General features: G+C 55.5%; 22 protein-coding genes and 2 pseudogenes. 13 read left to right on the top strand and 11 right to left on the bottom strand.

What is annotated here, in order from left to right:
- Positions 1 to 2: 2 nt before the first annotated feature.
- From rng to N512_RS24255, 7 genes and pseudogenes are all read left to right on the top strand, one after another.
- Positions 3 to 1,469, top strand: a complete 1,467-nt coding sequence (rng, locus tag N512_RS0119150) for a ribonuclease G (RefSeq protein ID WP_044735291.1) — start codon at positions 3 to 5, stop codon at positions 1,467 to 1,469.
- Positions 1,469 to 5,779 (top strand): YhdP family protein, encoded by a 4,311-nt coding sequence (locus tag N512_RS0119145; protein WP_028781338.1) that lies wholly within the window; start codon positions 1,469 to 1,471, stop codon positions 5,777 to 5,779. The genes rng and N512_RS0119145 overlap by 1 nt, the downstream gene beginning before the upstream one ends.
- The gene (locus tag N512_RS0119140) at positions 5,703 to 6,548 is read left to right on the top strand and encodes a carbon-nitrogen hydrolase family protein (protein WP_028781337.1); all 846 of its coding nucleotides are present in this window, start codon (positions 5,703 to 5,705) and stop codon (positions 6,546 to 6,548) included. The genes N512_RS0119145 and N512_RS0119140 overlap by 77 nt, the downstream gene beginning before the upstream one ends.
- 36 nt (positions 6,549 to 6,584) lie before the next feature.
- Positions 6,585 to 8,033 (top strand): metalloprotease TldD, encoded by a 1,449-nt coding sequence (gene tldD / locus N512_RS0119135; RefSeq protein ID WP_028781336.1) that lies wholly within the window; start codon positions 6,585 to 6,587, stop codon positions 8,031 to 8,033.
- Positions 8,034 to 8,428: 395 nt separating this feature from the next.
- The gene (locus N512_RS0119130) at positions 8,429 to 8,668 is read left to right on the top strand and encodes a hypothetical protein (RefSeq protein WP_028781335.1); all 240 of its coding nucleotides are present in this window, start codon (positions 8,429 to 8,431) and stop codon (positions 8,666 to 8,668) included.
- A gap of 131 nt (positions 8,669 to 8,799) precedes the next feature.
- Positions 8,800 to 9,213: a hypothetical protein gene (locus N512_RS0119125; protein WP_028781334.1), complete on the top strand. Its 414-nt coding sequence runs from the start codon at positions 8,800 to 8,802 to the stop codon at positions 9,211 to 9,213.
- Between the two features lie 90 nt (positions 9,214 to 9,303).
- Positions 9,304 to 9,417: pseudogene (locus tag N512_RS24255) on the top strand (alpha-amylase family glycosyl hydrolase); the annotation flags it as partial.
- 170 nt (positions 9,418 to 9,587) lie between these two features.
- On the opposite strand, the gene N512_RS0119120 reads toward N512_RS24255, so the two are convergent.
- The gene (locus tag N512_RS0119120; protein WP_028781333.1) at positions 9,588 to 10,100 is read right to left on the bottom strand and encodes a hypothetical protein; all 513 of its coding nucleotides are present in this window, start codon (positions 10,098 to 10,100) and stop codon (positions 9,588 to 9,590) included.
- Positions 10,101 to 10,328: 228 nt separating this feature from the next.
- Positions 10,329 to 10,537: pseudogene (locus N512_RS24250) on the bottom strand (IS630 family transposase); the annotation flags it as partial.
- A 549-nt stretch (positions 10,538 to 11,086) separates the two neighbouring features.
- Between N512_RS24250 and N512_RS0119115 the strand changes: the two are divergent.
- The 4 genes from N512_RS0119115 to N512_RS0119100 are packed head-to-tail and all read left to right on the top strand — an operon-like array spanning position 11,087 to position 15,771.
- Positions 11,087 to 12,487: a TolC family protein gene (locus tag N512_RS0119115; protein ID WP_028781332.1), complete on the top strand. Its 1,401-nt coding sequence runs from the start codon at positions 11,087 to 11,089 to the stop codon at positions 12,485 to 12,487.
- Positions 12,477 to 13,451 carry an HlyD family secretion protein gene (locus N512_RS0119110; protein WP_028781331.1) on the top strand — a complete coding sequence of 325 codons (975 nt, stop codon included), beginning with the start codon at positions 12,477 to 12,479 and terminating at the stop codon, positions 13,449 to 13,451. Before N512_RS0119115 ends, N512_RS0119110 begins: the two co-directional genes overlap by 11 nt.
- A 2-nt stretch (positions 13,452 to 13,453) precedes the next feature.
- Entirely contained in the window at positions 13,454 to 14,611 is a 1,158-nt protein-coding gene (locus N512_RS0119105; protein ID WP_028781330.1) for an ABC transporter permease, read from the top strand.
- Complete coding sequence (locus N512_RS0119100; RefSeq protein ID WP_028781329.1) at positions 14,608 to 15,771, top strand: ABC transporter permease; 1,164 nt, start codon at positions 14,608 to 14,610, stop codon at positions 15,769 to 15,771. Before N512_RS0119105 ends, N512_RS0119100 begins: the two co-directional genes overlap by 4 nt.
- On the opposite strand, the gene hydF is transcribed toward N512_RS0119100, so the two are convergent.
- From hydF to yjgA, 9 genes are all read right to left on the bottom strand, one after another.
- Positions 15,731 to 16,963 carry a [FeFe] hydrogenase H-cluster maturation GTPase HydF gene (hydF, locus tag N512_RS0119095; RefSeq protein ID WP_028781328.1) on the bottom strand — a complete coding sequence of 411 codons (1,233 nt, stop codon included), beginning with the start codon at positions 16,961 to 16,963 and terminating at the stop codon, positions 15,731 to 15,733. The genes N512_RS0119100 and hydF overlap by 41 nt on opposite strands.
- Positions 16,956 to 17,969: a [FeFe] hydrogenase H-cluster radical SAM maturase HydE gene (gene hydE / locus N512_RS0119090; RefSeq protein WP_028781327.1), complete on the bottom strand. Its 1,014-nt coding sequence runs from the start codon at positions 17,967 to 17,969 to the stop codon at positions 16,956 to 16,958. The genes hydF and hydE overlap by 8 nt, the downstream gene beginning before the upstream one ends.
- A complete protein-coding gene (locus N512_RS23445) occupies positions 17,966 to 18,577 on the bottom strand; it encodes a hypothetical protein (protein WP_051472877.1) in 612 nt (203 codons plus the stop codon). The genes hydE and N512_RS23445 overlap by 4 nt, the downstream gene beginning before the upstream one ends.
- Positions 18,574 to 20,028: a [FeFe] hydrogenase H-cluster radical SAM maturase HydG gene (gene hydG, locus N512_RS0119080; protein ID WP_037475673.1), complete on the bottom strand. Its 1,455-nt coding sequence runs from the start codon at positions 20,026 to 20,028 to the stop codon at positions 18,574 to 18,576. The genes N512_RS23445 and hydG overlap by 4 nt, the downstream gene beginning before the upstream one ends.
- Before the next feature lie 69 nt (positions 20,029 to 20,097).
- Positions 20,098 to 20,763 carry a cytochrome b/b6 domain-containing protein gene (locus N512_RS0119075; RefSeq protein ID WP_028781325.1) on the bottom strand — a complete coding sequence of 222 codons (666 nt, stop codon included), beginning with the start codon at positions 20,761 to 20,763 and terminating at the stop codon, positions 20,098 to 20,100.
- A 10-nt stretch (positions 20,764 to 20,773) separates the two neighbouring features.
- Positions 20,774 to 21,091 (bottom strand): iron hydrogenase small subunit, encoded by a 318-nt coding sequence (locus N512_RS0119070; RefSeq protein WP_025010221.1) that lies wholly within the window; start codon positions 21,089 to 21,091, stop codon positions 20,774 to 20,776.
- 10 nt (positions 21,092 to 21,101) lie between these two features.
- Positions 21,102 to 22,334: a [FeFe] hydrogenase, group A gene (locus N512_RS0119065; protein WP_028781324.1), complete on the bottom strand. Its 1,233-nt coding sequence runs from the start codon at positions 22,332 to 22,334 to the stop codon at positions 21,102 to 21,104.
- Between the two features lie 277 nt (positions 22,335 to 22,611).
- Entirely contained in the window at positions 22,612 to 23,016 is a 405-nt protein-coding gene (locus N512_RS0119060) for a hypothetical protein (RefSeq protein WP_025010220.1), read from the bottom strand.
- 132 nt (positions 23,017 to 23,148) lie between these two features.
- Positions 23,149 to 23,682, bottom strand: coding sequence for a ribosome biogenesis factor YjgA (yjgA, locus tag N512_RS0119055; RefSeq protein ID WP_025888297.1), 534 nt, complete (start codon positions 23,680 to 23,682; stop codon positions 23,149 to 23,151).
- 148 nt (positions 23,683 to 23,830) lie between these two features.
- Here yjgA and pmbA point away from each other — a divergent pair, with 148 nt between their 5' ends.
- Positions 23,831 to 25,174 (top strand): metalloprotease PmbA, encoded by a 1,344-nt coding sequence (gene pmbA / locus N512_RS0119050; RefSeq protein WP_028781323.1) that lies wholly within the window; start codon positions 23,831 to 23,833, stop codon positions 25,172 to 25,174.
- Between the two features lie 117 nt (positions 25,175 to 25,291).
- A partial coding sequence (locus N512_RS0119045; RefSeq protein WP_037475130.1) for a transposase domain-containing protein occupies positions 25,292 to 25,518 on the top strand: 227 nt, incomplete at its 3' end.

Raw genomic sequence — 25,518 nt, 5'->3', positions numbered from 1 at the left:
AGATGGGGTCAGAACTGCTGATCAATGTGACGCCCACGGAAGCGCGAGTCGCATTGGTAGAACACGGTGTCCTGCAGGAAGTGCATATCGAGCGGCGTATGAAGCGCGGCCTGGTGGGCAATATCTACAAGGGCAAGATCAGTCGGGTTTTGCCCGGGATGCAGGCGGCATTCGTCGATATCGGCCTGGAAAAGGCGGCCTTTCTGCATGCCTCGGACATAGTGCCGCATACAGAGTGTGTTGCCGATGTGGAAAAGGGCAACTTCGTGGTGCGTGATATTGCCGAGCTGGTACGTCAGGGCCAGGACATCATGGTGCAGGTGGTCAAAGACCCCCTTGGCACCAAAGGCGCGCGGCTGACCACAGACATTACCCTGCCTTCCCGTTACCTGGTGTTTATGCCGGGCTCAAGCCATGTGGGCGTTTCCCAGCGAATAGACTCCGAAGAGGAGCGGGCGCGGCTGAAGAAGATTACCCTGCCTTTTGTCGACGATGACGGAGGCTTTATTATTCGCACCGCGGCCGAAGGCATAGGTGAAGATGAACTGGCGCAGGATGCTGCTTTCCTGCGGCGGGTGTGGGCCAAGGTCAGCGAACGGCGCAAAAGGCCCAAGGCCACGCTGTTGTATCAGGACTTGGCCTTGCCGGTGCGAATTGTCAGGGACTTTGTCGGTGCCGAGCTCGATCGCATTCAGGTGGACTCGGGCCACACCTTCGAGGAGCTGCTGCATTTCGCCCAGGAGTTCATGCCGGAAATTGCCGATAAGATAGAACACTACAGTGGCCCGGCGCCAATTTTCGATCTCTACGATGTGGAGAATGAGATTCAGCGGGCGCTGGAGCGTAAGGTGGAGCTCAAGTCCGGTGGCTATTTGATCATCGACCAGACAGAAGCCATGACCACTGTGGACATTAACACAGGAGCCTTTGTCGGCCACCGTAACCTCGAAGAAACCATATTCAACACCAATCTGGAAGCGACCCAGGCGATTGCCCGTCAACTGCGCCTGCGTAATCTGGGCGGCATCATCATTATCGATTTTATCGATATGCTGCAGGATGAGCACAAACAAAGGGTGCTCAACAGCCTGGCTACGGCACTGGCCAATGACAGGGTCAAGACCAATATCTCAGGTTTCTCCGGCCTCGGCCTGGTGGAAATGACCCGTAAGCGTACCCGCGAGAGCCTGGAGCATGTGCTTTGTGGCGAGTGTCCTGCCTGCCGTGGTACCGGCTCGATGAAAACAGTGGATACCGTTTCCTTTGAGATCTTCCGCGAGATCATCCGCCTCAACCGCACCTATGATGCCGATGAATTCCTGATTTACTGTGCCCCTGCGGTACACGCCTGCCTGTCCGATGACGAGAACCACCTGGTGGCCGAGCTCGAAGTCTATATCGGCAAGCGTATTCGCATTCACTGCGAGCCCATGTATGTGCAGAGTAAATATGATGTGGTGATGGTCTAGTGCGGCTGTCTTTTTGCCCTCGAACCTTCGGCCGCTATTGCTGGCGCACCCTGGCCGTGACCTTGGTACTGTTCGCCTTGATGGTGAGTCTCATCCGCGGGCTGTTGCCGCAACTGGATGAAGCCAAGCAGCAACTGGCCGACTATGTTGAGCGCGAATATGGCGTCGAGGTCAAGATAGGCAATCTGTCGGCCCGTTGGCAGGCTTTCGGCCCGGCGCTGACGGTTGAGGACTTGGTGTTACCGCCGCAGGAGCGTTTGCCGGTGACACTCATGGTCGACAAGGTCGATGTCAAACTGGATTTCTGGCAGAGCCTGATGACCGCCAGCCCACAAGTGGAAGATGTGATCTTCGACGGGGTGCAATTGGCGCTGGATCTGGATCATCTGGGGCAGAAATCGACCGGCGCAGCCGAGGCCGTGAGCAAGCCGGCTCCTGCCACCAATATCGACTGGCTCTATGCCTTGCTGCTGGAGCAGTTGGACCGTTTCTCTATCCGCGATGCCAGTGTGCAGCTTTTGTCCAGCAGCCATGATTATCGCCCCATTCATCTGCGGGACCTCAGTTGGCGCAATAGCGGCAAGTTGCACCAGGGTCGCGGCGCTCTCTACCTGGATGAACAGGCAACGGCGACCGAACAACTCACTCTAAGGCTGGATCTCAAGGGCGATGGCTACAAGCCGGGCAGCATCAAGGGCCAGGCCTATCTGCAGGCGCAGTCGCTGGATCTCGGCAAGTGGGCCTCACGCCAACCCAACCCTTATAACCCACAGGCCAAGTTGCCGCTGGAGGGTGTGGTCAACCTGGAGGCCTGGGTAGGCTTTGCCAACCGCAGCCTGGAATCCGGGGTGATCAAGCTGTTGCCCAGCTGGCTGCGCTGGTCACTCAGAGATGAGCCGCAGAAATTTGCCATAGATGGCGGTGTGATTGCCTGGCAACCCATAGCCGACGGCTGGCGCCTGGACAGCAGTGAACTCAAACTGGCAACCAATGACAAGCCTTGGCCCAAGCTGGAGTTCCATGCCATGGAAACCGCCGGGGTGCTTTACGGCAAACTCAATGAATTGCAACTCGATAGCCTGTTGCCGCTGTTGCCGCTTATTCCCGGCATGCCTTTGGAAGGCCTTTATAGCTGGCAGCAACTCAAGCCTCAGGGCAAGCTCGGGCCTCTGGCTATCTATCGCCCCAAGGACGGTGAACTGCAGGCCAAAGTGGCGCTGGAGCGGGTTAGCTGGCAGCCAGCCGAGTCCATTCCCGGCAGCACGCCAATCGATCTCTCCCTGGGATGGCGGGACAACTTTCTCAGTGCAGTCTTGCCTAGCCAGGATTATAAACTGGACTTTGGCGATGGTTTCAAGGCGCCGCTCAGTTTTCGCGCCGATGCCTTTGAACTGGGCTTCTCGCTCGACAGTCAGGCGCTGATGGTGCCGGCATTGCATCTGGGCAATGACGACATCAGCCTGGACGCCTCTATGCGTTTGCTGCTGGCCGACAAGCCACACCTGGCGCTGTCTTCCCGGGTCAAACTGCTCAACGCCGCCAATGCCGGACGTTATTTCCCGCGCCATGCCATGGGTGAGTCGCTGGCCGCTTATCTGGAAGGCGCCATCAAGGCCGGTCGCAGCGATGATGCCGCCGTGGTCTGGCATGGTGAGTTGGCCGGATTTCCCTATCAGGATCATTCCGGGGTATTTCAGGCTGGTTTCAATCTGACCCATGCCGAATATGCCTTCCAGCCTGATTGGCCGGCGGTGACAGATTTAAGTCTCAAGGCGCTGTTTGAAAATGCCCGGATGGATCTCTGGGTCAACAAGGGCAAACTGTTGAATGTGGCCGCCGATGGCGCCCATGTCTATATCCCCAAGATGGATCACCGGAGTCTGCTGCGGGTCGAGGCGCAACTGGCGACTCAAGGCAAGGATGCTACTGAGGTGTTGCAGCGCTCGCCGCTTAAAGACAGTGTCGGTATCACCCTGGATGTAGTGCAGGTTCAGGGGCCTGTCAGTGGCAAGCTGGATCTCAGTATTCCGCTCTATGAAGGCGAAGAGGAGCAGATCCTGGGCGAAGTCCAGTTTGCCGGGGTGCCGATTTATGTCCGTGAGCCCGGGGTGCTGCTCGATAAGGTCAGCGGCAAGGTGAGTTTTCATAACGAGGTGGTCAAGGGTGAAGGCTTGAGTGCCAGCCTGTTCGGCCAGCCGTTGCAGTTTGGTTTTGATACCGGCAAGGTCAACCAGAATATGGGGCTCAATGCCAGACTCAAGGGCCAGTGGAACCTCGCTAACTTGCCATCCGAGCTGGACAATCCTCTCAGCGATTTTTATCAGGGTGCGTTGGATTGGCAGGGGAATCTTAAGCTGATCTTTGATGAGATAGGCTATCGAATTCAGGCCAATGTCAATGCCGATCTCAAGCAGACAGAGTTGCTGCTGCCGCCGCCTTATCAAAAAGCCCCGGGGCAGGCGTTGACGCTCAAGGCCGAGCTGCTTGGTGACAACAAGACCAGTTCTCTGGGCGTGCGTCTGGGGGATAAGGCCGAATTCTGGGGTGGCTTTGATGCCGATTCAGGTAAGGGCCTGAAACACTATGACCTGCTGCTGGGGCGCCTCTATCGCAGCGGCGATCAGTTGCAAAAACAGGATGGTCACTTACGGCTGGCCCTGGATGAGGTGGATTTTGCCCAGTGGCAGCCGCTGATCAACGCCTTTATCGGCGGTGGCAATCATGACAAAAAGGCAGCTGCCGAGAGCCAAACAGCAGTTCAAGCCGTGACTCAAGCTAAGACCCAGGCTGAGACTCAAACCGAGAGCACGGCTGGCACCACAAGCATTGCAGCAGATAAAGCTTTTTTCCCGCCGCTCAAGGGGATAGAGGCCAGAGTGAAACGGCTCGAGCTACTGGGGCAGCGCTTTACCGAGTTGCAACTCAGTGCCCGACCCGGAGAGCATGCCTGGCAGATAGAGGGACTGTCGCCGGAGTTTTCCGGTCGGGTAGAGATCTACCCGGATTGGTACAGCCAAGGATTGAAGCTGGTAGCCTCGCGCCTGTATCTGAATCCGATAGCGGCAGCAGCGGCTGAGCCCGATTCCAAAGCGCAATCCGAGCCCGAGCCTGAAACCAATCTGCCTCAGGGCAGTGACCTGCCGCCGCTTGCGGTGGAGGTGGATGATTTCCGCTATCAGGATATGGCACTGGGGCGTTTGTTGTTGCAGGCTAGCCCGTCGGCGACGGGCTATCAGATCCAGACTCTGGCGCTCAGCAGCGAGGATGCCAGTTTGCAGGGCAAGGGTGACTGGCTGAGCCGTGACGGTAACAACCGGACCCAGGTTGAACTCAATCTCAAGGGAGATAAATTTGATCTGTTGGCTACTCGCTTGGGACTGGATCCCGGCGTGAAAGACTCGCCGCTGGAGGTCAGGGCCGAGCTCAACTGGCTGGGTGCACCGCTGGCGTTTAATCTGGAGAGTCTCAGCGGTAAAGTTCGTTTCGATCTCGGCAAGGGGCATATCGAACAGCTCAGTGACAAGGGGGCGCGGATCTTCTCCTTGTTCAGTCTGGACTCGCTTTTACGCAAGTTGTCACTGGACTTTACCGATGTGTTTGGCAAGGGCCTGTATTACAACTCCTTTGGCGGCGATCTGACCCTGGAGAACGGGGTGCTTAAGACCACCAATACCGAGATGGACGCCATTGCCGGTAACATGAAGGTGCGCGGCTATACCGATCTGGTTACTGAGAGCCTCAACTATGATATTCGCTTTGTGCCGCAACTGGCCTCCAGCGTGCCGACTGTGGTGCTGCTCAGTACCAGCGCCTGGACCATGGGCCTGGGGGCTTTTGCCCTGACCAAGGTGCTGGAACCTGTGATTGAGATTATTTCAGAGATACGTTTCCGCTTGACCGGCACCATGTCAGAGCCCAAGCTGGAAGAGTTGGAGCGAAAGAGCAAAGAGATAGAGATCCCTGAGTCAGTACTGCCACGGCAACCCAAGTCGGCGCCTGGGAAAGGACAGACTCAAGTGCAGGACGATGAGCCTGCGGCCACGGATGCAGGCCAAGGCGATCAAGCCAAGGACAACAAAGCCAAAGTGCTTAACAGCGACCAAGAGAGGGCTGTTGAAGAGGGTGGCGCTGAGACCGAAAAACCTTTGCCTCAAGCCGATAAAGTCACGCCGCTGCCGCTCAAATCGCCGAGTGAACCCAAGACAGAAGTGCCAGTGAAACAGGAAGTCGAACATGCAAGTCAGTCTGCTACAGTGTCAGAGTTGCCGCGAGCCGGAACAGAACCTGCAATTTATCGTCTCGCAGCTTGAGACTCTTCCCCGCCAAGATAATGAACCCCAACTCGTGGTGCTGCCCGAGTGCAGCCTGCTGTTCGGCGGCCATGAGAGCATGCAGTTGGCCTGGGCCGGTGAGCCTGGGCAAAGCCCGCTCAAACGGCAACTGGCCGAACTTGCCACCCAATTTCAGGTATTCCTGCTGGCCGGCTCTATTCCGGTAGCCAGTGGCGATGGGCGGGTTTACAGCCGCTGTTATCTGTTTAATGATCAGGGGCAGGTACTCGGCGACTACGACAAACTGCATCTGTTTGACGCGGAAGTGACCGACGGTACAGGCCAATACCGCGAGAGCGATACCTTTTGCCCGGGTGAGCGGATAAGCGTGGTGGATACCCCTTTTGGCCGCATCGGCCTGGCTATCTGTTATGATCTGCGTTTCCCGGATCTGTTTCGGGCGCTGCGTCTGCAAGGTGCCGAGATCATCGCCTTGCCCTCGGCCTTTACCAAGGTGACAGGCGAGGCGCACTGGGAAGTGTTGCTCAGAGCCAGGGCGATAGAAACCCAGTGTTTTATACTGGCGGCGGCGCAATGGGGCCAGCATAATCAAGGAAGCCGCGAGACCTGGGGCCAGAGCATGATAGTCGACCCTTGGGGACGCATTCTGGCGCAGAAGGCCGAAGGCACAGGCTGGGTGCAGGCGCGTTTGGACAAGGCCGAGTTAGCGCGGGTGCGCAGCGCCATGCCCGTAGAGACACACAATAGATTTTTGCCGCCGCAACTGGGCGACGGCAAGCGGAAATAACCAACAAGGCCACAGGGCCGGATTGAGAGAGACCCAATGCCATTTTTAACCCAAGTGGGACAGAGTTTACTGCAAGAGGGACTGCACCTCGACGATCTGCAAACTTACCTGGAGCGAATCCACCAACACCAGGTGGATTTTTCCGATCTCTATTTTCAGGGCAGCCGTCATGAAACCTGGGTGCTGGAAGATGGCATAGTCAAGGAAGGCAGTTTTCATATTGAGCGCGGTGTCGGTGTCCGAGCCATCAGTGGTGAAAAGACAGGTTTCGCCTACGCCGATGAGATAACCCCCAAGGCCTTGGCCGCCGCCGCCGATGCCGCCAGAGGCATAGCCCAGACTGGGGGCAGCTATCAAACTCAGGCCTGGAAGCGCCGCGGCGCCAAGGCGCTGTATCTGAGTGAAGATCCGATAGCGGCACTGGAAGAGGGCCGTAAAATTGCCCTGCTCAAGGAAGCGGATGCCTATATCCGCAGCCTGGATAGCCGCATCATTCAAGTGGTGGTCAGCCTGGCCGGAGTGCATGAAGAGATACTGGTAGCTGCCAGCGATGGTACTCTGGCGGCGGATATCCGGCCGCTGGTACGCTTCAACTGCTCGGTGATCCTCGAAGAAAACGGTCGCCGTGAACGGGGCGGTGCCGGTGGCGGTGGTCGTCACCACTATCAAACCCTGATGGCTGCCGCTGATGACGGCTTGCCCATGTGTTTTGCCTTTGCCCGCGAGGCCGTGCGTCAGGCACAGGTCAACCTGCAGGCGATAGACGCCCCTGCCGGTGAAATGCCTGTGGTTCTGGGCGCAGGTTGGCCCGGAGTCTTGTTGCATGAAGCGGTTGGCCACGGTCTGGAAGGTGACTTCAACCGTAAGGGCAGCAGCGCCTTCAGCGGTAAGATTGGCCAGCAGGTGGCCTCCAAGTTGGTCACTGTGGTGGACGATGGCACGCTGGAAAACCGCCGTGGCTCGCTGACCATAGATGATGAAGGTACCCCGGCGCACAAGACAGTGCTGATTGAGAACGGCATTCTCAAGGGCTATATGCAGGACAAACTCAATGCCCGCCTGATGGGACAAAAGCCCACTGGAAATGGCCGCCGCGAATCATACGCTCACTTGCCTATGCCGCGTATGACCAACACCTATATGCTGGCCGGTGAGTCGGCGCCCGCCGATATTATCAAGTCGGTGAAAAAAGGCCTCTACGCCCCCAACTTCGGTGGCGGTCAGGTGGATATCACCTCGGGTAAGTTTGTGTTCTCGGCCTCTGAAGCCTACCTGATTGAAAACGGCGAGATCACCAGTCCGGTGAAGGGCGCGACCCTGATAGGCAACGGCCCGGAAGCCATGGGGCAGATCTCCATGGTGGGCACAGATCTTGAACTCGACAAAGGCGTCGGCGTCTGCGGTAAAGACGGCCAGAGTGTCCCGGTCGGGGTTGGGCAACCAACGCTTAAACTGGACCGTCTGACGGTCGGCGGCACAGCCTGAGAAATGCTGTCGAATCCCTGATTCGGCAGCTGAATTTAGCACTGGTTCCTGCATTGCTCTTGGGCGAAGTTGATAGCCGCTGTGACAGCAGAAAGTCTTGGAGCAAATGCATCCCTTCGATTGTGATCTTTGCAGAAACAGGCTTAAGCCTGCCGCAGGCAGGCCTGGCAAGGACAATTCTGCATGAACCTCCGAAAGTGAGCGTCTCAGAGAGTCTCATTTCCAAAAATCCGTCGTTATTTATCAGAGACTGACACCTTGCAGCGGGCTTCCTTGCAGTTCGGAAAGTGTTTAGGATGTCCACCCTATATAGCTGTTAGCTATTTGAGAAAAATATCTATAAGTTATTATTATGTGTGAGATATAATATCAATTTTATTCTGTGGCTAATTATTATGAAGTTATTTCGAACAAATTTAATTGCGTTAAGGTCTGATTTAGACGCTTTAGATTTATCTGCAAAAAATGATGGAATCGATAAGTACTATTTGCTGGCAAAACACTTCCCTAACTTTTCGGTAGATGAGTTTACAAAAGCGCTCGATGAATGGACTGATTCTTGTGACGCTTTAAAATCAGAGACAGTTTTGAAAGCAGCTTTGACTAAATTAGGTGAAGTGTACAAAAACGGCTAACAAATAATTTAAGAGGGATTCCCAACGATTGGTATTTTTACTTCAAATTAAGTGTTTATGGCATAATGCTTTGGGTTGGGTGGTAGCGTTGCTCACCCCTTGATTGGGCGTTATTTTTCTCTGGAGTGCATGTGAAAGTTTCTAGTAAAGAATTTAAGACAAAGGTCATAGTTACCTGTCACGACTCAGAAAGAGTAATAGCTGAAGACTGGTTAACAAATCAAGGTTTTTCACCAATACAAGAATTGCAATATGCTTCTAATGAGTTTTGGATTGAAGCTGAGAAATGTGTAATGGTTATATTATCTGGCCAAGAAATCATAGCTTCGTCAGAGTTAGACGCGGCGAGGGAGTTTATAGAGCAAAACAGTATAAATATGAAAATTCTAGATGACGAATATTTTGCCCCGTCAATTGAAGCAACAGAAATTCTTGAGTACCCTACTTGTGTAAAGTTTCAAACTAATGAAATAGGTGCATATGTGTTGGTATACACCTTAAAAGTTAAAGCTGGTTTCAAGGCTGTTGGGTGGTCGAAAAGATGACCGAAAAGATAGGACAGCCATATCTTTTTGATGTTTCACACAGCCTAGACTAGGTTTTGAATACCCATCAAAGCTCAGTCGAGGTTAGCCATGACCACAGCCCGTCGTCAGTTGATAGACGCTGAAAGTACGCCCTTTTACCACGTGATTAACCGTTGTGTTAGAAGGGCATTTTTGTGTGGTGAAGATGCACTCTCGGGGCAAAAGACAGGACAGTCAAATCTTTCTCAATACAACCTCCGGGTAATGGCATATCATGATAGCCGGGTTTAACACCATCAGAAGCCTGGTATGGTAATAAGGTGCAGCCAGTTAGACTTAAACCAATTAATGCCAATCAGCTTGCCAGCAAACAGTTAACCTGCATCAAATGACTACTCCGGTAATTGTTTACAAAGGTCATCAAATAGCGCAAAACTTTCTGTTAGCACAGTTTGTAATTGCGTTTCGTTATAGCACCATGGCTGGTGTTGTGTACGCCAGTCTTTATCCCAGTCTATCTTTTCACCTCGCGCTAACCGTTCGGCCACGGCAATCTGTTGATAAGTTCCGCCACCAATTCGCTTATCTTCACGCCACAAGTCAAAGTTGAACACTACCCACTGCAGCATCTCCATCATAAGCCTCATATGGGGGTAGGCAAACTTTTTGGCATTTAGCTTGTAATATCCCCCTTCGCTTTTGTAAAAGCGAATCGGGTAAGGGAACTGGGCAACCAATGCCTGTCGACGCTCTGTCGGCACCTTAGGATTAAAGTCACCAGGGAGTTTAGGAAAGCGCACCAACATGGAGGCATAGCGCTCGGCAAAATCGACCTCGCGGGCAATGGTAATCACGGGTTGTGATACTTCACTCAGAATAAATTTGTGTTGTTGCTCTGTTAACATATCATTACGTATCTTGATTAGTTATGGTTTCCAGCCAGCAGGGGCTCGGCCCGAAATCTTAGCTCCCCCCTTGCGTGCAGCAATGGCCTTGTAGATCAAATCAATCCCAGATAAGCAGGTTCCATCAGGGTTTTCGCTGTTAATTGAGCCGCTGGTAAAGAAAGACAAGACAGCCAGATCTTTTTGATGTTTCACACACCCTCGACTAAACAACTGATCCTAATACTGCTACATTTCCGCTGTGCCGTGTCCGCTGCCAGGAAATGGTGAAACCGTTTCCATAAATCGCCATACCCTGCTGAGGCGTTTCAGCATGGTCTTGCAACTATGATTGCGCGTGACCGTTTCATGCAGCGCCAGCCATAAGCGCTCTATCTTGTTAATCCGAGGTGAGTATACAGGTGAAGCAGTAGCTTGAACCTGGGATTGTGTTTGAGCCGGTAGTCCGCTTTTTTGACCAGCTTTCCGGTTTTGTTTGGCCAGCATTCTGTTTAAAACTGGGCAGTTTCTCAATGTACTTGAATAATCTCTCGGGCCAATGTGTTTGGTCAATGTCTCAGGTTAACTTGTTGATGGGCTGTGAGGTAACGATTCATGGTGTTGATAAGCCAGTTGAGTCACATTTTGGAGTCTGGAGGGGCTCATGCAGATATCAGCCCATTTCCTCGGTGTAGGTTCGCCGATACGACTGCTCGGCATAAAGTCTGGAAACTGCTGCTATACGCAGCAGATTAGCTAAAGATCTGGGTGGGTATAACCCATTTCTCATACTTGGCGAGATAATCGTCGGCAAGCTTCACTCTTAGTGTTAGTTTCAATACAGCTTAAAAAAGACTAGGATCCAGTGGCTTGTCTGTTTTTTTAACCCAGGTTTCGACAGGCCTTGGAGGCCTTGCGCCGCCGCGCAGCAAGGTTAACTGGTGGCCGACAAGCGAGGATGATATCCTTTTTGCTCAGGAATTAGAGTTTTTACTCTAGGGGTGTAGATGAAATTGACCAAATTTGCCTGGTTGCTGTTGTGGCCGCTGGCGGCTCAGCCTGCGTTTGCCGCAGACTATAGTTTTGCCTCGGCCTGGCAACAGTTGCTGGAGGTGAGTGATAAGCTGGCGGCCGAAGGCCAGGAAGTCAGCCGCGCCGAGGCGCAGCAAGAGGCCGGGCGCGACCTTAACCTGCCATCGCTCAACATCAACGGCAGCTATACCAGGCTGGAAAAACCGATAGAGCTGGATCTGCGCGATCTCAATCCACTCGCCTCTATGGATCCCGCCACTCTGCCACCGGCCATAGGTGGCATTATCGGCTCGCTTCCCGGCTCGATGTTTGTGACTCCTTTCACCGAGCAGGATGTGTTCCGAGCCAGCTTACAGGCGATGTGGCCGATTTATACCGGTGGCCAGATCTCTGCCGCTCAAGGCATTCAGGCGGCTCAGGTGGCTGAGAAGAAGCAGCAACTGGAGTTGGCACGGCGTGAGCTGTTTACCACACTGGTAGACAGATACTATGCCGTCACTGTGACCCAGGCTTTGGTGCAAACCCAGGCTCAGCTGGTGGCATCGCTGGAAAAGCATTACAGCCACGCTGAAAAACTGGAACAGCAGGGGCAGATCGCCAGAGTCGAGCGCCTCAATGCCCAGGTGGCACTGGATCAGGCCAAAGTCGACCTCGGCAGTGCCAAACGCCGCCATGAGATGGCGCTGATAGCCTTGTCACGCCTGCTGCACCAGACTGATATCGCCACCAAGTCACCGCTGTTTATGGCGCCAAACTCCCCTTCATTGCCGCAGTTGACTGAGCTGACGCTGAAGCAGCATCCAGCCTTGCGCTTGTTGGAGGCGAAAGAGACCCAGGCTCAGGGCCTGGTCGATATGGAAAAGGGAAAATACTTCCCCACGGTTTTCCTCTACGGTAACTACACCCTCTATGAAGACGACAGCCTGTTTTCCAAGGTCGAACCCGACTGGATGGTAGGCGTCGGGGTCAAGGTGCCGCTGCTGTCCCGTGATGGTCGCAGCGGCAAGGTGCTGGCGGCCAAGAGCGCCCTGCTGCAGGCCAGATACACCAAGGCACAAACCCGTCAGGATCTTAGCCTGTTGGTGGATCAGAGCTATCGCCAACTGCTGCAGGCCGAAGAGGAGGTTAATGCCTTGAACAGTTCTCTGGCGCTGGCAGAGGAAAACCTCAAGCTGCGGGAACTGGCTTTCAATCAAGGGCTGTCTACCTCCATCGACAGAGTGGATGCCGAGCTCAAACTCAGTGCCGTACGCACCAAGCAGTTGGCGGCTCAATATCGTTATGTTCAGGCCTATGCCCGCTTGATGGCGGTCAGTGGCCAGTTGGATGAATTTATCGGACGCAGTGACAAGCAGGAGATACAGGATGCGGGTTAATCCTTTGGTGGCCATAGTGGCCCTGGTAACCATAGTGGCGGCGCTGGTATATGGGCTGATCCTGGCTTACTCCCCCAAGCCACAGCTGTTGCAGGGGCAGATAGAGGCCAGGGAATACAATGTGTCTTCCAAGGTGCCGGGCCGGGTAGAGCAGGTGTTGGTGCGCCGCGGAGACAGTGTCAGTGAAGGGGATCTGCTGTTTGCCATCGACAGCCCCGAGCTCAATGCCAAACTGATGCAGGCCGAGGGTGGCCGCGATGCCGCCAAGGCGATGCAGCAGGAAGCCGACAGCGGTGCCCGTAAGCAGCAGGTTGCCGCCTCCCGCGAGCAGTGGCTCAAGGCCAAGGCCGCCAGTGAGCTGGCCAAGACCACCTTCGACCGGGTAGAAAACCTGTTCCGCGATGGCGTACTTGCCCGGCAAAAGCGTGATGAAGCCTTTACCCAATATCAGGCCGCCAAGTATACCGAGCAGGCCGCCTATGCCATGTATCAAATGACCGAAGAGGGCGCCCGGGAAGAAACCAAGGCCGCCGCAGCCGGTAATGCCCGGATGGCCGAAGGTGCGGTGAAAGAGGTCAGTGCCATACTCGCCGACAGCCAGATGCGCGCGCCCAAGGGCGGTGAAATCACTGAGGTGCTGTTGCAGGTGGGTGAGCTGGCACCCAGTGGTTTTCCTGTGGTCAGTTTGGTGGATATGACAGATGCCTGGGCCGTGTTTCAGGTGCGTGAGGATCAGCTCAAGCAGTTCAAGAAGGGCGAGCGTATGACCCTGACACTGCCGGCGCTGCAACGTAGTGTCGAGTTTGAGGTCAGCCACATCAGTGTGCTGGGCGACTTCGCCACCTGGCGGGCGACCGAGAGTGGCCACGACTTTGATATGCGTACCTTTGAAGTGGAGCTCAGGCCGCTGGAGCCGGTGGCCGATCTACGGGTGGGCATGTCAGTATTACTTGAAAAGTCTTGATTATGAATAAGTTGCTTCGGCGAGAGTGGCAGGCTGTCTGGCGCGATCCCTGGCAGCTGGCACTGATAAGCTATCTGCCGCTTATCGGTGTGCTCTGTCTTTGGTGGTTGTTTTCCGCCGGGTTGCCCAGGCAGTTGCCGGTGGCGCTGGTGGATCAGGACAATTCCAGCCTCAGTCGTGAGCTTGGGCGTCATCTTGAGGCTAATCCTGTCACCGCCCCCAGGCGCTATCTGGCGCTGGACGAGGCGGTCGAGGCGATGCGCCGCGGCGAGGTCTATGCCTTGGTTATCTTGCCCTATGGTCTGAAACAGGAACTGCTGACCGGGCATACTCCCACCATAGACCTGCGCTACAACGGCCAGTTTTTGCTGGTGGGCAAACTGCTGGCCAGTCAGTTGCAACTGACCCTGGCCGATGGTTTGCAGCAGGTGGCCAGGCTCAAGCAGCTGGCGGCCGGTGTCAACCCGTCCCAGGTTGAGGTGCACCTCAGCCCTGTAAGCACCCAAACCACGGCACTGTTCAACCGCAATAACAACTATGTCGGCTTCCTGGTGCCGCCTGTGCTGATAGCTCTATGGCAACTGCTGGCCATGTTGGCCTTTGCCGGCAGTCTCAACCGTGAGCTGCGCCAGGATACCTTGGGCGAATGCTTCCGCCTGGGTATGCCCTCAGTGCTTTTGAGTAAGTTTATGGTCAACGGCGCCTTTATGCTGCTGCACGGCGGCTTTATTTTGGTGCTGTTGTATCAACTGCTGGGGCTGCCGATAGCCGGGCAACTCCTGTGGCTGCTGCCGATGCAGATCTTAATGTTGATGGCGGTCTGGCTCTGGGTGCAGGGGATTTTCTTTATGCTGGCCGATAGCGCCAGGGTGATCAGCTTTTGCACCGCGCTGTTTGCACCCGCCTTTGCCTTTATGGGCATTACCTTCCCGACCGGAGAAATGCCACTGCTGGCGCAGTGGTGGCGTCTGTTGATGCCATCAAGCCACTATATAGAGTCTCATGTTGCTTTGGTGAGCTATGGCGCCGGGCCGGCCAGCTTACTGCCTCAGGCGCTGGGTTATCTCGGCTTTCTGCTGCTGTTGATCCCCAGTTGGTTCTTTGCCCGTCGTTATGCCAGGGTGCTGCAGTCGCAGTTGCCGCTTGAGGAGACGTTATGACAGCCAAGTCCCTCTCGTTATGGCAGTTGATCTGGCTGGATTTACGCGCCTTGGTGCGTGACAAGGCGATCTCTTTGACCCTGTTTGGCGGCGTGCTCTTCTATGCCGTGCTCTATCCCTTGCCTTATCTGCATCAGGTGCCCACAGAGCAGCAGTTGGTGGTCGTGGATCACGATAACTCCTCGCTGTCACGGCGGCTTATCCGTCACGCCGATGCCAGTGCCCGTATCCAGGTTGTCGGTCGGGTCGGCTCCATCGACGAAGCCAAGGCCTGGGTCACCGATGGCCGCGCCCATGGTTTATTGGTGATCCCGTTTGATTTTCGCCGCGATCTGTTGCTGGGACGGGGCGCGACCTTGAGCTTCGGCGGTGATGCCAGTTACTTCCTGATCTATTCCGCTGTGGTAGAAGGTTTGGTGAGTGCCGGTATGGATGCCGGCAAGCAAATCCAGCTCAAGGGACTATTGGCCTCGGGCCAGAGCCCTGAGGCCGCGGCCCAGAGTCTGGCGCCGATTAAACTCAATGCCGTGCCCGCATTCAATAAAGGTTTGGGTTATACCCCCTATGTGGTGCCAGGCTTGTTTCTGCTGATTTTGCACCAGACCTTGCTGATAGGCACAGGCATACTCGGCGCCGGTCAGTGGCGCCAGCCGGGCTATTGGAACCGGGTTAGTCCCTTGATGCTGGTCAGTGCTCGGGTGTTGGCCTTCGGCTTGCTCTATAGCCTGTTCAGTGCGCTCTATATTGGCTGGTGTTATTACTTCTATCAGGTGAGTCTGCAGGCGAGTCTTGGTCAGGTATTGTTGCTGATGTTGCCTTTCCTGCTGACCACCGCCAGCGCCGGGGTAGCGCTCAGCTGCCTGTTTGTCAGGCGCGAGTTGCCGACTCAGATCCTGCTGCTGGTATCCATGCCTATCCTGTTTGTCAGTGGCTTTGTCTGGCCCTTGGCACTGATCCCTGAGCCCTTGGTATGGCTATCGCAGGTGATCCCGGCGGTGCCGGCGATTATGGGAATGTTGCAGCTGAACCAGATGGGAGCCGATTGGGCGGTTATTGCCCCCAAATGGTTGCAGCTCTGGGGGCTATTGTTGCTGTTCTTCCCTCTGGCGGTTTGGGGAGTTAGTTGGCGTCGGCGTCAACTGGCAGCAGCGGAGCGCTGACTCTTTCCAGCACGCCACTGGCCTTGGCCAACACCAGCCCATAGTTGGTGATGGCGACGCCGCGGCGGCGACATTCGAGAATGCGCCGCTGCATCTCCGCCCGCCCCAACATACAGGCGCCGCAGTGCACTACCAGTTTGTAGTGTTCCAAATCGGCCGGAAAGTCATGGCCGGCACAGACGCTGAACTGCAACTGTTTGCCGGTCAATTTGCCGATGGCCGCCGGGATCTTCACTCTGCCTATATCTTCATCCTGCACCTCATGGCTACAGGCCTCGGCGATCAGTACCCGATCGCCATCCTCGAGCCTTTCGAGCATCTCGGCGCCTTGCAGCTGCGCCGGTAGATCGCCCTTGGCCCGGGCAAACAGGGTGGAGAAGGTGGTCAGAGGAATGCTGTCGGGTACCTGAGCGGCCACTTGTCTCACCGCCTGGGCATCGGTCACTACCAGCGCCGGTGGCGTTGGCATGGCGGCCAAGGCCGTGGCCAGCTCAGACTCACGGCAGATGCTGGCGATGGCACCGTTATCCAGCGCTTCTCTGAGAACCTGCACCTGGGGCAAAATCAATCTGCCCTTGGGGGCCGCTGAATCTATCGGGGCGACCAGCAGCAGTTGCTCTCCGGTGCGGTAACAGTCGGCGGCCAGCACGGGGTCGCAACGAAAATCTGCCGGTACCAGTTGAACCAGTTGCTCGACCAAGTCTTCCCGGTGTTTTGCCTCTTGGGTCGACAGGCATAAGAACTTGATACCCTGGTCGTTGAGCCAGTGCTGATGCTCTGCGGGCAGAGGGGCCAGATCTTGCTTGTTCGCTACCACCAGGATTGGCAGCTGCCAGCTTTGCAGCAGTAACAGCCAGTCGCGATCAAACTCATCCAACCCCTGCTCATCCAGCACATAGACGGCGATATCGGCTTGTTGCAACGCCCGGCGACTGGCGGCTATTCGCTGAAGCCCCAGGGCGCCGGTATCGTCCAGTCCGGCGGTATCTATCAGGGTAGCCGGGCCGACCGGATGCAGTTCAAAGGGCTTGCGCACCGCATCTGTCGTGGTGCCCTTGGTCTCAGAGACTATGGCACTCTGTTGGTTGGATAAGTAATTGAGCAGGGAGGACTTCCCGGCGTTGCGACGACCACACAATACTATGTGCAGTCTGACCCCGCGGGGGGCTGCATTGGGGGCCGAATTACACATTAATTTGTCTCCTGGCGTTGCCTCTGTCCGCAGAGCAATACAAGCCGCGGGCTTTAAGGCTGAGTCTGATATCGGCGAGACGCTGCTCCAGCGGGCAGCCGGAGGCATTCTTGCCGGGGTAAATAAGGTATTTGCTGCTGTCTTTCTGTGGCGTGAACGAGGGCATAAGTACATTGCAGCCGCGGCTCAGGGATTCGAGCCTGGCGCCTTTTTGCAAGGCATCCAGGGCGCTGGTGGCCGGAATGTTGGCACCGGGATTGAGTAGCCTGAGTATGGCGCAGGCTCGCTGGCACTCAAGCACCTTGCCGTTGGCCGTGTTTGCCAGCGGGGTTTGTGGATGACAGACAAAGGGACCGACCGCCAACATCTCCAGCTCCATGGCTGAGAGCGCCAACAGGGCGTCAGCCAGGGCATCGCTCTTGCTGCCCGGCAGGCCACAGATAATGCCACTGCCGGTCTCATAACCCAGGCTCTTGAGGGTTTCCAGTAGCTTAAGGCGTTTTTCCAGCACTCTTCCCGGACGCAGGCGGCTATAGAGCTCGGCATCCAGGGTTTCCAGTTTCAACAGATAGCGGTCGGCGCCGGCTTCGCGCCAGAGCGCCAGCTCACTGTGGCTGCGTTCACCCAAAGATAGCGTGATGGCCAACTGGGTTTGCTGTTTGATGGTGCAGAGGATGCGGCTTATGCCATCCTGGCGAAAGCGGCTGTCTTCACCGGATTGCAGCACCAGGGTGCCGATACCGGCTTTATCTACTTTGAGGGCCGAGTCGATGATTTCCTGGTGGCTGAGCCGGTAACGCTCAATGTCGCGATTGGCGGCTCTCAGGCCACAGTAGTGACAGTCACAGCGGCAATAGCTGGAAAACTCCACTATGCCTCTGAGCCAGATCTCCTGACCGAAGTATTGACGCTTGACCGCATCGGCACGGGTAAACAGCCAGTCATCGGCTTCGCCGCAGAGTAAGGCTCTGATTTCTGCTGAACCCAGATTTTCGGCCGGTTTCATGCTTGGGATCCCGCCTGTTTCAGCACCTGCGCTAACTCATCGGCGTAGCGATACAGTGCCTGTTGCCAGGGCGTGGCAGCGACCTTGGTGCGGCCTTGCATTCTTTGCCATAGGCCCGCCGGTGGCAGCCCCAGCTCGCGGCTGTCCAACTTGAGCCACAATCCCAAAGGCGCCAGATGTGGACTATGGGCATAGTGGCCGACAAACAGTTGATCATCGAGCAGCAGCAAAGGCGCGCTGGTGGCTAGCTTACTGCTGACCGCCGTCACCTGCTCGGGCCAGGAGGCGGCAAGTTGATTGCTCCAATGCTGAGACACCCGGTATTCCTCGAGGATTTCCGCCTCGGTGGATTCCGGGCGCAACATTTTGCCGAACGCCAGCCCGGCTTCGCTTTCCAGCTTTTGTGTCACTATCAACAGCTGCGACAGCTGGCTGCTTTGCAGTCTTTGCCGCAGCAACTGATCTATCGCCCCTTCGCTGAAATTGGCATAGTGGCCGGCATGCAGGGCCACTCGCCGGGCACGGCTCAATGCCGATTTCAGCTGTTGTTTTGGCAGCCCGGCATAGAGACGGCATCCGGGTGCCAGTACCAGAGTTTTGCCTTTCACAGATAGATGTCCCTCTCGCCCGCATCTGTGCGCGTGAGGCAAGCCTCGATATTACGTCTTCTGGCGGGGCTGAGTTTATCCAGCTCGGCGGCTATTAGTGCCTCACCGGCTTTGCGGGTCTGCTCGCTGGCGTAGTCGTTGAGATATTCCTTGAAGGTGATCAGGGCGTTGGGTTGGCAGAACTTGCCGATAAACTGCTGCTTGGCCAGGCCGATAAAGTGATCGCCGGTGCGGCCTTTGCGGTAACAACCGGTGCAGAATGAGGGGATGGAATGGCTATGCTTGACCAGATCCAATACCACTTCATCTATGCTGCGGTGATCGCCCAGGCTGAATTGAGCCGCATCGTCTTCCTGGTTGTAGCCACCTGGGGTGGTACGTGAGCCGGCGCTGATCTGTGATACCCCCAGGCTTAGGAGTTCACGTCTGAGTTCGGCACTTTCACGGGTGCTCATAATCAGCCCAGTGTAGGGCACTGCCAGGCGGGTAATGGCCACCAGGTGCTTAAAGGTGGCGTCATCGACGACATAGGGTGGCCGCTCCGACAAACTGGAGCCATCGGCGGGCTCAATCCGCGGGAAGGATATGGTATGCGGGCCTATGCCGCAATCCTGTTCCAGTTGCTGTACATGGGCGAGCATGGCCAGCAGTTCGAACCTGTGGTCATAGAGACCGAACAGCACGCCAATGCCCACATCGTCGATACCGGCTTCCATGGCTCTGTGCATGGCGTAGAGACGATAGAGGAAGTCCTTCTTGCGGCCCTTGAGGTGCACCTGTTCGTAGGTCGTTCTGTGGTAGCTTTCCTGAAAACACTGATAGGTGCCTATGGCGGCCGTCTTTAGCAGCTTGAAATCTTCTGTGTCCATGGGGGCGCAGTTGACATTGATGCGGCGGATCTCACCGCCTTTGCCTTTGCGCACGCTGTACATGGTCTTGATGGAGTCGACTATGGCGCGGGCGTTATTACGCGGGTGCTCACCGTAGACCGCCAGGATCCGTTTGTGGCCCATCTCTTCCAGGGTTTCCACCTCGGCGATCAGCTCCTGCTCGCTCAGGGTCTTGCGTGGCAAGTCATGGTTGTCGGCGCTGAAGCCGCAATAGCTGCAGGCGTTGGCGCAGTAGTTGGAAACATACAGGGGGGCGAACAGTACTATGCGATTGCCATAGATGGCGTCCTTGATGCCACGGGCAACGGCAAATAGCTCTTCGTCCAGGGAGGCATCCTGGTTTTGCAGTAAAACCGCCACTTCCTCCAGCGTCAGCCCCTGCAAGCGGCGGGCTTTTTCCAGCACCTGGCGCACGGTATCCTGGCTGGGTTGCCGGTTGTTATTGAGCAAGCCCCAGATGGCGTCATCATCGATAAAATTTACGGCGGGGTTATAGTCTTTGACTTGAATCGTTTCTGTATGGCCCGATACAAGCGGGTCTGATATCAAAGGGCCTGACATCTGTAGTGGCTCTCCTGTAGATAAGGAGCGCAGTCAAACTGCGCTCCTTGGAAAATGGAACTTATGGCGTTACTCGGCGCGTTTGGCGGCAACCGGAACGACCTCCTCCTGCACCCATAGTGGCGTGTACTCGGCTGCGTCATGGTAGGGCACCTTGCCGTGCAGCATCATCGCCTTGAAATCGTCGAAGCGATAAACCGCCAGGAACAGATGCACAGGCAAAAACGCCGTCAGCAGCAGGCCACAACCCAGGTGGATCATCCCCAGCAACCAGGCGGTATCGCGTGGGATTGCATAGGGAACCAGCCACAGCGCCAAGCCTGTAATGATCAGTGCAGTACCACCGAGCAGGACACAAACCCCGAACAGCTTCTGTCCAGAGTTGTACTTGCGCATAGGAGGCACGGCGACCTTCTTGCCCAACAGAAACTTCTGTGGATAGCCGCCAAGTACCTTGAACCAACCCACATCGTTGCCACCGAAGGTGAATACTCTGTTGGTGAACAGTACGACACGGTCGAATGCCATCAGGGTGAAGGCCACCGCATCCAGCGCCATGATGACACCGGCAACAATATGAATGTCATAGGTCAGCCCCATGGCACTGTCGCTCAAGGGTTTGAAGAACAACAACAGCCCGGTTGCCGCCAGTTGCAGGAAGCTCAGCAGCAAGATGTAGTGGAACACCCGAACATTCAGCGGGTGCTTGAGAATGGGACGATTGTCCTGATGCATAGCCGACTCCTTAGGATTTCAGTTGAGTGCGATCGACAAAATGGGTGTGCAGCAACTCGTGCGACAGATGCCCCAGCGGCTCACCGCCAAATTCGCTGTAATAGCGGGCAATGGCCGGGTTGGCATGGCTGACACGGTACTTGGCAATGGCATCATCCATATAGAGGGCATCGGCCCTGGCCTTGATGTATTCGTTGCGCTTGGCGATACGGTTGCCGAGCCAGCCCACAGGCAGGGCCAGTAGCGCCAGAATCGCAGCGCCCACGGCCATGAAACGGCGCCGTGACAACAGAAAACCATCTTCGGTAAATTGATACTTGTCTGTCATGAGCAATTCCTTACAGTTGGGCAACCCAGGATGTGCCTGAGCCGTTGATAGGTTGACCGCCACCGTTGACGCAACCACCGGCGCAGTTCATCACTTCGATAAAGTGGTAGGGGGACGTGCCGGCCATCACCTGTTCCAGCAAGGGGCGGATATTGCGACCCATGTCGTGCACCACGGCGACTTTCAGCTGCACATCTCGTTTGAGTTGTTGGTCATGAATGGTGAGTTCGGCTTCCTTGACGCCTTCCAGACCGCGCACAGGTGCCAGTTCCAGCTTGGCCAGTTCTTCACCTGTGAGCACCTTGTGCGCAGTACGCACCGCGGCTTCCATCACGCCGCCAGTGTTACCGAAAATGGTGCCGGCCCCTGTATATTGGGCAAACAGGCTGTCGCCTTGGTATTCGGCCACATCCGGCAGATGGATATCGAGGCGCTTGAGCAGCTCGGCCATCTCGCGGGTGGTCAGCACTGCATCCACATCGGCGTAAGGGGCGGAATCGCTGCCGTGTTGCTGATGGAAGCGCCAGGCAGAGTTGAATTCAGGGCGCGAGGCCTCGAGTTTTTTCGAGGTGCAGGGCATAACTGCCACTGTGAAGATCTTTTCCGGAGCCATCTCATACACCTTGGCGCCGTAGGTCTTGGCCACAGTCCCGGCCATCTGCTGTGGCGACTTGGCGGTGGAAAGATGTGGCAGCAGGCTGGGGTATTCGTTTTCCAGGAAGCGAACCCAGCCCGGGCAGCAGGAGGTGAATTGCGGCAGCTTGCCGGCGCCTGGCTCCTGGCGCACATTGGCATGCAGCCTGTGAATGAACTCAGAGCCTTCTTCCATAATGGTCAGGTCGGCGGCGAAGTTGCAGTCGAAGATCCTGAATCCGGCCTGGTGCATGGCGCCGTAGAGTTTGTTGGTCAGCAGTTGCCCCTTGGGCAGGTTGAAAGCTTCACCTATGGCAACCCGTACCGCCGGAGCCAGAATACCGACCACCTGAGTATCGGGATCCTTGAGCTTGGTCAGCACAGTATCCAAGGCACTCTGGGTTTCATGAATGGCGCCGAACGGGCAGTTGATCAGACACTGGCCGCAGCTCAGGCAACGCTCTTCATCAATCTTATGGGGGGCACCGGATGCGCCCTCAATAGCATGGGTGGGACAGAACTGTTTGCAGGCGTCACACCCTTTGCATTTGAGCGCATCTATCTGGATCAGTCCGCGGATCTCTCCCGGCTGATAGCTGGTTGCTGTCATGGCAATGCGTTCCTTTTTACGTGATAATATTCTTATTTTCTAATTGCTTATGTAAAAGCTATACCCCTTGGGAAAGGGCGGAGGGATTATAGGGAATGGCTTGTCGCTATCTGTGATCCAAAGCAGATCAGCCTTGAGATTTCACAAGTTTTTACATGAAATATGATGAAATTAGCCGGTGAAACAGGGGCATGGGACTTTTTGACTTAGGCGCAGCTTCAGCCAATTTCACAGATGTGGTGCGGGATAACACGGACACATCTAGCTGGGTTGAGCGTTAGAAATAGAGGTTTTCGACGGCTTTACCGTCAACCAGGATTTCGCACTTGTCGCCGTTGCTGGATTTTGAGGATTGCACCGCGCTGGCAATAATGCCAAAGGCACCGCCCTGACTACCGAGCACGGAGCCGAAGTAGCACTTGCCGTCGATCTCCATCTCTTTATAACGGCCACCCAGGTTTTGGGTTGGAGTATAAGGAGGGAAGGTGCCGCGCATTATGGGGTCACCGTTAACTGTCAGTTCCAGTTTCTTTTTATCGGAAAAATAGCGTCCACCGAGCTTCAGCGTTTGGCCTTTCACTTCGACGGTTTTTTCCTGGGCTATGATGGGTTGTGGGGTTGAGCTACAGCCTGCCAGCAGTGCGCCGGTACAAGCCAGTGAGGCAAGAGTCAATTTACGCATTAATCCGTCCTTTATTGGATGCGATATCTGTGGGGTATTACTTTTCCGTGTTATCCGCGCCGGATTATAACGTCTTGGCAACAAAAAACGCCAGCATCAAGGCCGGCGTTTTTTATGGTATGGCAGACTGAATTAGTCTTCCAATTCGCTGCGCAAATACTTGAACAGCTCGGCAGAGGACTTGGACTGAGGCCCCTTGGTCAGCTCTTTATTGGCCTGACGCACCAGTTGCCTGAGTTTTTGTCTGTCCAGTTGCGGGTGCTCCTCCAGCAGGGATTGCACTTCGGCATCGCCACCACTGAGCAAACGGTCACGCAACTTCTCAAATACCTGAGCCTTGGCGGCCGCTTCGTTGTTCTTGTTCAGTACCCGCTCAAGCGAGGTCTGAATCGCCTCGAGATCTTCGTTGCGCATCAGCTTGCCGATAAACTGCAACTGACGACGGAAGGCCTCGGTATTGGGCTTGATGTTTTTGGTTTGCATGATGGCATCAAACAGGGACTCACCCAGCTCAATTTTGGCCAACTGACTCTTGCTCAGTGCTGCCAGCTGCTTGCCCAGATCCTGAGCCTCTTCACTGTCGCGTTTGAGCGAGGTCTTGCTGATATAGTCCTCGTCCTCATCATAAGGCTGTTTAAAATGCTCTGAATCGCCAACTATTTTCATAAAGTCTTTCCTCTGATACTGGCGCTGATTGTAGCATCCCCCTTGGCGCTTCGTCTTCTACGGCAGCAAAATTGATCTGTCGTGGTTATGTGAATAAAGCCGGCTTTTGTTATGCTAGGGGCAGTTTAGCCAATTCAAGAGTAAACCTGTGTCTGCAAATTTTATTGATAGTGAACTGAGTGCGTTGAAAGACGCGGTGGCAATGGCGCTGGAGTATGCCAATAGCCTGGGCACCAGTGCTGCCGAGGTGGCCATCAGCAAGCAACAGGGTCTGAGTGTTTCCACTCGCCTCAAGGAGGTGGAAACGGTCGAATTCAACAAGGATGGCGCGCTGGGGATCACCCTGTATCGCGATGGACACAAGGGCAGCTCTTCCACTTCGGATCTGTCGCCGGAGGCGATTCGCCAGGCGGTTAAGGCCGCCGATGGTATCGCCCGCTATACCGGTGAAGACCCTGCCAGCGGTTTGGCCGATCCTGAGTTGATGGCGAAAGATTTTCCCGATCTGGATCTCTATCATCCCCGTCACACCAGCCCGGAAGAGTTGGCCGAGTTGGCCATTCGCGCCGAAGCTGCAGCGCTGGACAGAGACCCGAGGATCAAGAATTCGGATGGTGCCAGTGCCAACGCCCACAACAGCGTCAAGGTCTATGGCAACAGCCATGGTTTCCTGCAGGGCTACTGCAGCTCGCGCTACAGCCTCAGCTGTGTGGTGATTGGCGCCGAAGAAAACGGCGATATGCAGCGTGACTATGACTATGGTATCAACCGCCGCTTCGACGCCTTGTTGAGCCCAGAGCAGGTGGGGATTAAGGCCGCCGATAAGACGGTTGCCCGTCTCGGTGCCCGCAAACTGGCAACCGGCAAAATGCCCGTGCTGTTTGCGCCTGAAGTGGCCACAGGTCTGGTGGGGCATCTGGTCAGCGCCATCAGTGGCTCAAGCCTGTATCGCAAGTCCAGCTTTCTGCAGGATGCTATCCACACCCGGATTTTCCCCGAATGGTTCAGCATTGCCGAGCAGCCGCATCTCAAGGGGGCCCTGGCCAGTGCCAACTATGACAGCGAAGGGGTAGCGACCCGAGAGCGGGACATAGTCCGTGACGGCATATTGGAGAGTTATCTGTTGACCAGTTACTCGGCGCGCAAGCTGGGACTGGTCAATACCGGCCATGCCGGCGGCATCTATAACTGGACGCTGGCCGATACCGGCCACAGTTTTGATGAGTTGGTGCGTTCCATGAGCCGCGGGATCATAGTCACTGAGGTGATGGGCCAAGGCGTGAATATGGTCACCGGCGACTATTCCCGTGGCGCCGCCGGTTTCTATGTCGAGAATGGCGAAATCCAGTTCCCCGTCGAGGAGATCACCATAGCCGGCAACCTGAAGCAGATGTACCGTTCCATGCAGGCGGTTTCCAGCGACAGGGATCTGCGCTCCAGCATCCGTACCGGGGCAATATTGCTCGATGAGATGAAGATAGCCGGTAACTAAGCCTGCCAAAGACTGAAAGCCCGCTGTTAAAGCGCAACGTAGATCAGATAAGGATCGGTTGACCGATCCTTCTGATGAGAGACAATCGGAAACCTGTTTATAGGTTTCCGATTTTTTATGTCTATTCAAAACTGCTTTGCCGACTTTCTTGAAGAGAGTCCTGTTGATGTCGCTCAGCTAACCACCTTCTCCGAGCATATTCCTGACGAGTGGATTGCTAAAGCGGCAACACTTTCCGATAAAGCGACGATTCGTCGACGTCGCTTACCGAGTGATATGGTTCTTTGGCTTATTGTTGGAATGGCGTTTTTCCGCAACGAACCGATTGCCGAAGTTGCACGGCG

Origin of the sequence: Shewanella sp. 38A_GOM-205m (genome assembly GCF_000518445.1) — a bacterium.
Lineage (GTDB): Bacteria > Pseudomonadota > Gammaproteobacteria > Enterobacterales > Shewanellaceae > Shewanella > Shewanella algae.
This window is presented reverse-complemented; position numbering and strand designations above follow the sequence as displayed.

Excerpts from the sequence above, each read along its gene's own strand:
- N512_RS0119115 (WP_028781332.1), top strand. The coding sequence starts at position 11,087 with ATGAAATTGACCAAATTTGCCTGGTTGCTGTTGTGGCCGCTGGCGGCT.
- N512_RS0119120 (WP_028781333.1), bottom strand. The coding sequence starts at position 10,100 with ATGTTAACAGAGCAACAACACAAATTTATTCTGAGTGAAGTATCACAA.
- hydE (WP_028781327.1), bottom strand. The coding sequence starts at position 17,969 with ATGAAACCGGCCGAAAATCTGGGTTCAGCAGAAATCAGAGCCTTACTC.
- hydF (WP_028781328.1), bottom strand. The coding sequence starts at position 16,963 with ATGTGTAATTCGGCCCCCAATGCAGCCCCCCGCGGGGTCAGACTGCAC.
- N512_RS0119105 (WP_028781330.1), top strand. The coding sequence starts at position 13,454 with ATGAATAAGTTGCTTCGGCGAGAGTGGCAGGCTGTCTGGCGCGATCCC.
- yjgA (WP_025888297.1), bottom strand. The coding sequence starts at position 23,682 with ATGAAAATAGTTGGCGATTCAGAGCATTTTAAACAGCCTTATGATGAG.
- N512_RS0119060 (WP_025010220.1), bottom strand. The coding sequence starts at position 23,016 with ATGCGTAAATTGACTCTTGCCTCACTGGCTTGTACCGGCGCACTGCTG.
- N512_RS0119075 (WP_028781325.1), bottom strand. The coding sequence starts at position 20,763 with ATGCATCAGGACAATCGTCCCATTCTCAAGCACCCGCTGAATGTTCGG.
- hydG (WP_037475673.1), bottom strand. The coding sequence starts at position 20,028 with ATGTCAGGCCCTTTGATATCAGACCCGCTTGTATCGGGCCATACAGAA.
- tldD (WP_028781336.1), top strand. The coding sequence starts at position 6,585 with ATGCCATTTTTAACCCAAGTGGGACAGAGTTTACTGCAAGAGGGACTG.
- N512_RS0119110 (WP_028781331.1), top strand. The coding sequence starts at position 12,477 with ATGCGGGTTAATCCTTTGGTGGCCATAGTGGCCCTGGTAACCATAGTG.
- N512_RS0119140 (WP_028781337.1), top strand. The coding sequence starts at position 5,703 with ATGCAAGTCAGTCTGCTACAGTGTCAGAGTTGCCGCGAGCCGGAACAG.
- N512_RS0119065 (WP_028781324.1), bottom strand. The coding sequence starts at position 22,334 with ATGACAGCAACCAGCTATCAGCCGGGAGAGATCCGCGGACTGATCCAG.
- rng (WP_044735291.1), top strand. The coding sequence starts at position 3 with ATGGGGTCAGAACTGCTGATCAATGTGACGCCCACGGAAGCGCGAGTC.
- N512_RS0119130 (WP_028781335.1), top strand. The coding sequence starts at position 8,429 with ATGAAGTTATTTCGAACAAATTTAATTGCGTTAAGGTCTGATTTAGAC.
- N512_RS0119070 (WP_025010221.1), bottom strand. The coding sequence starts at position 21,091 with ATGACAGACAAGTATCAATTTACCGAAGATGGTTTTCTGTTGTCACGG.
- N512_RS0119100 (WP_028781329.1), top strand. The coding sequence starts at position 14,608 with ATGACAGCCAAGTCCCTCTCGTTATGGCAGTTGATCTGGCTGGATTTA.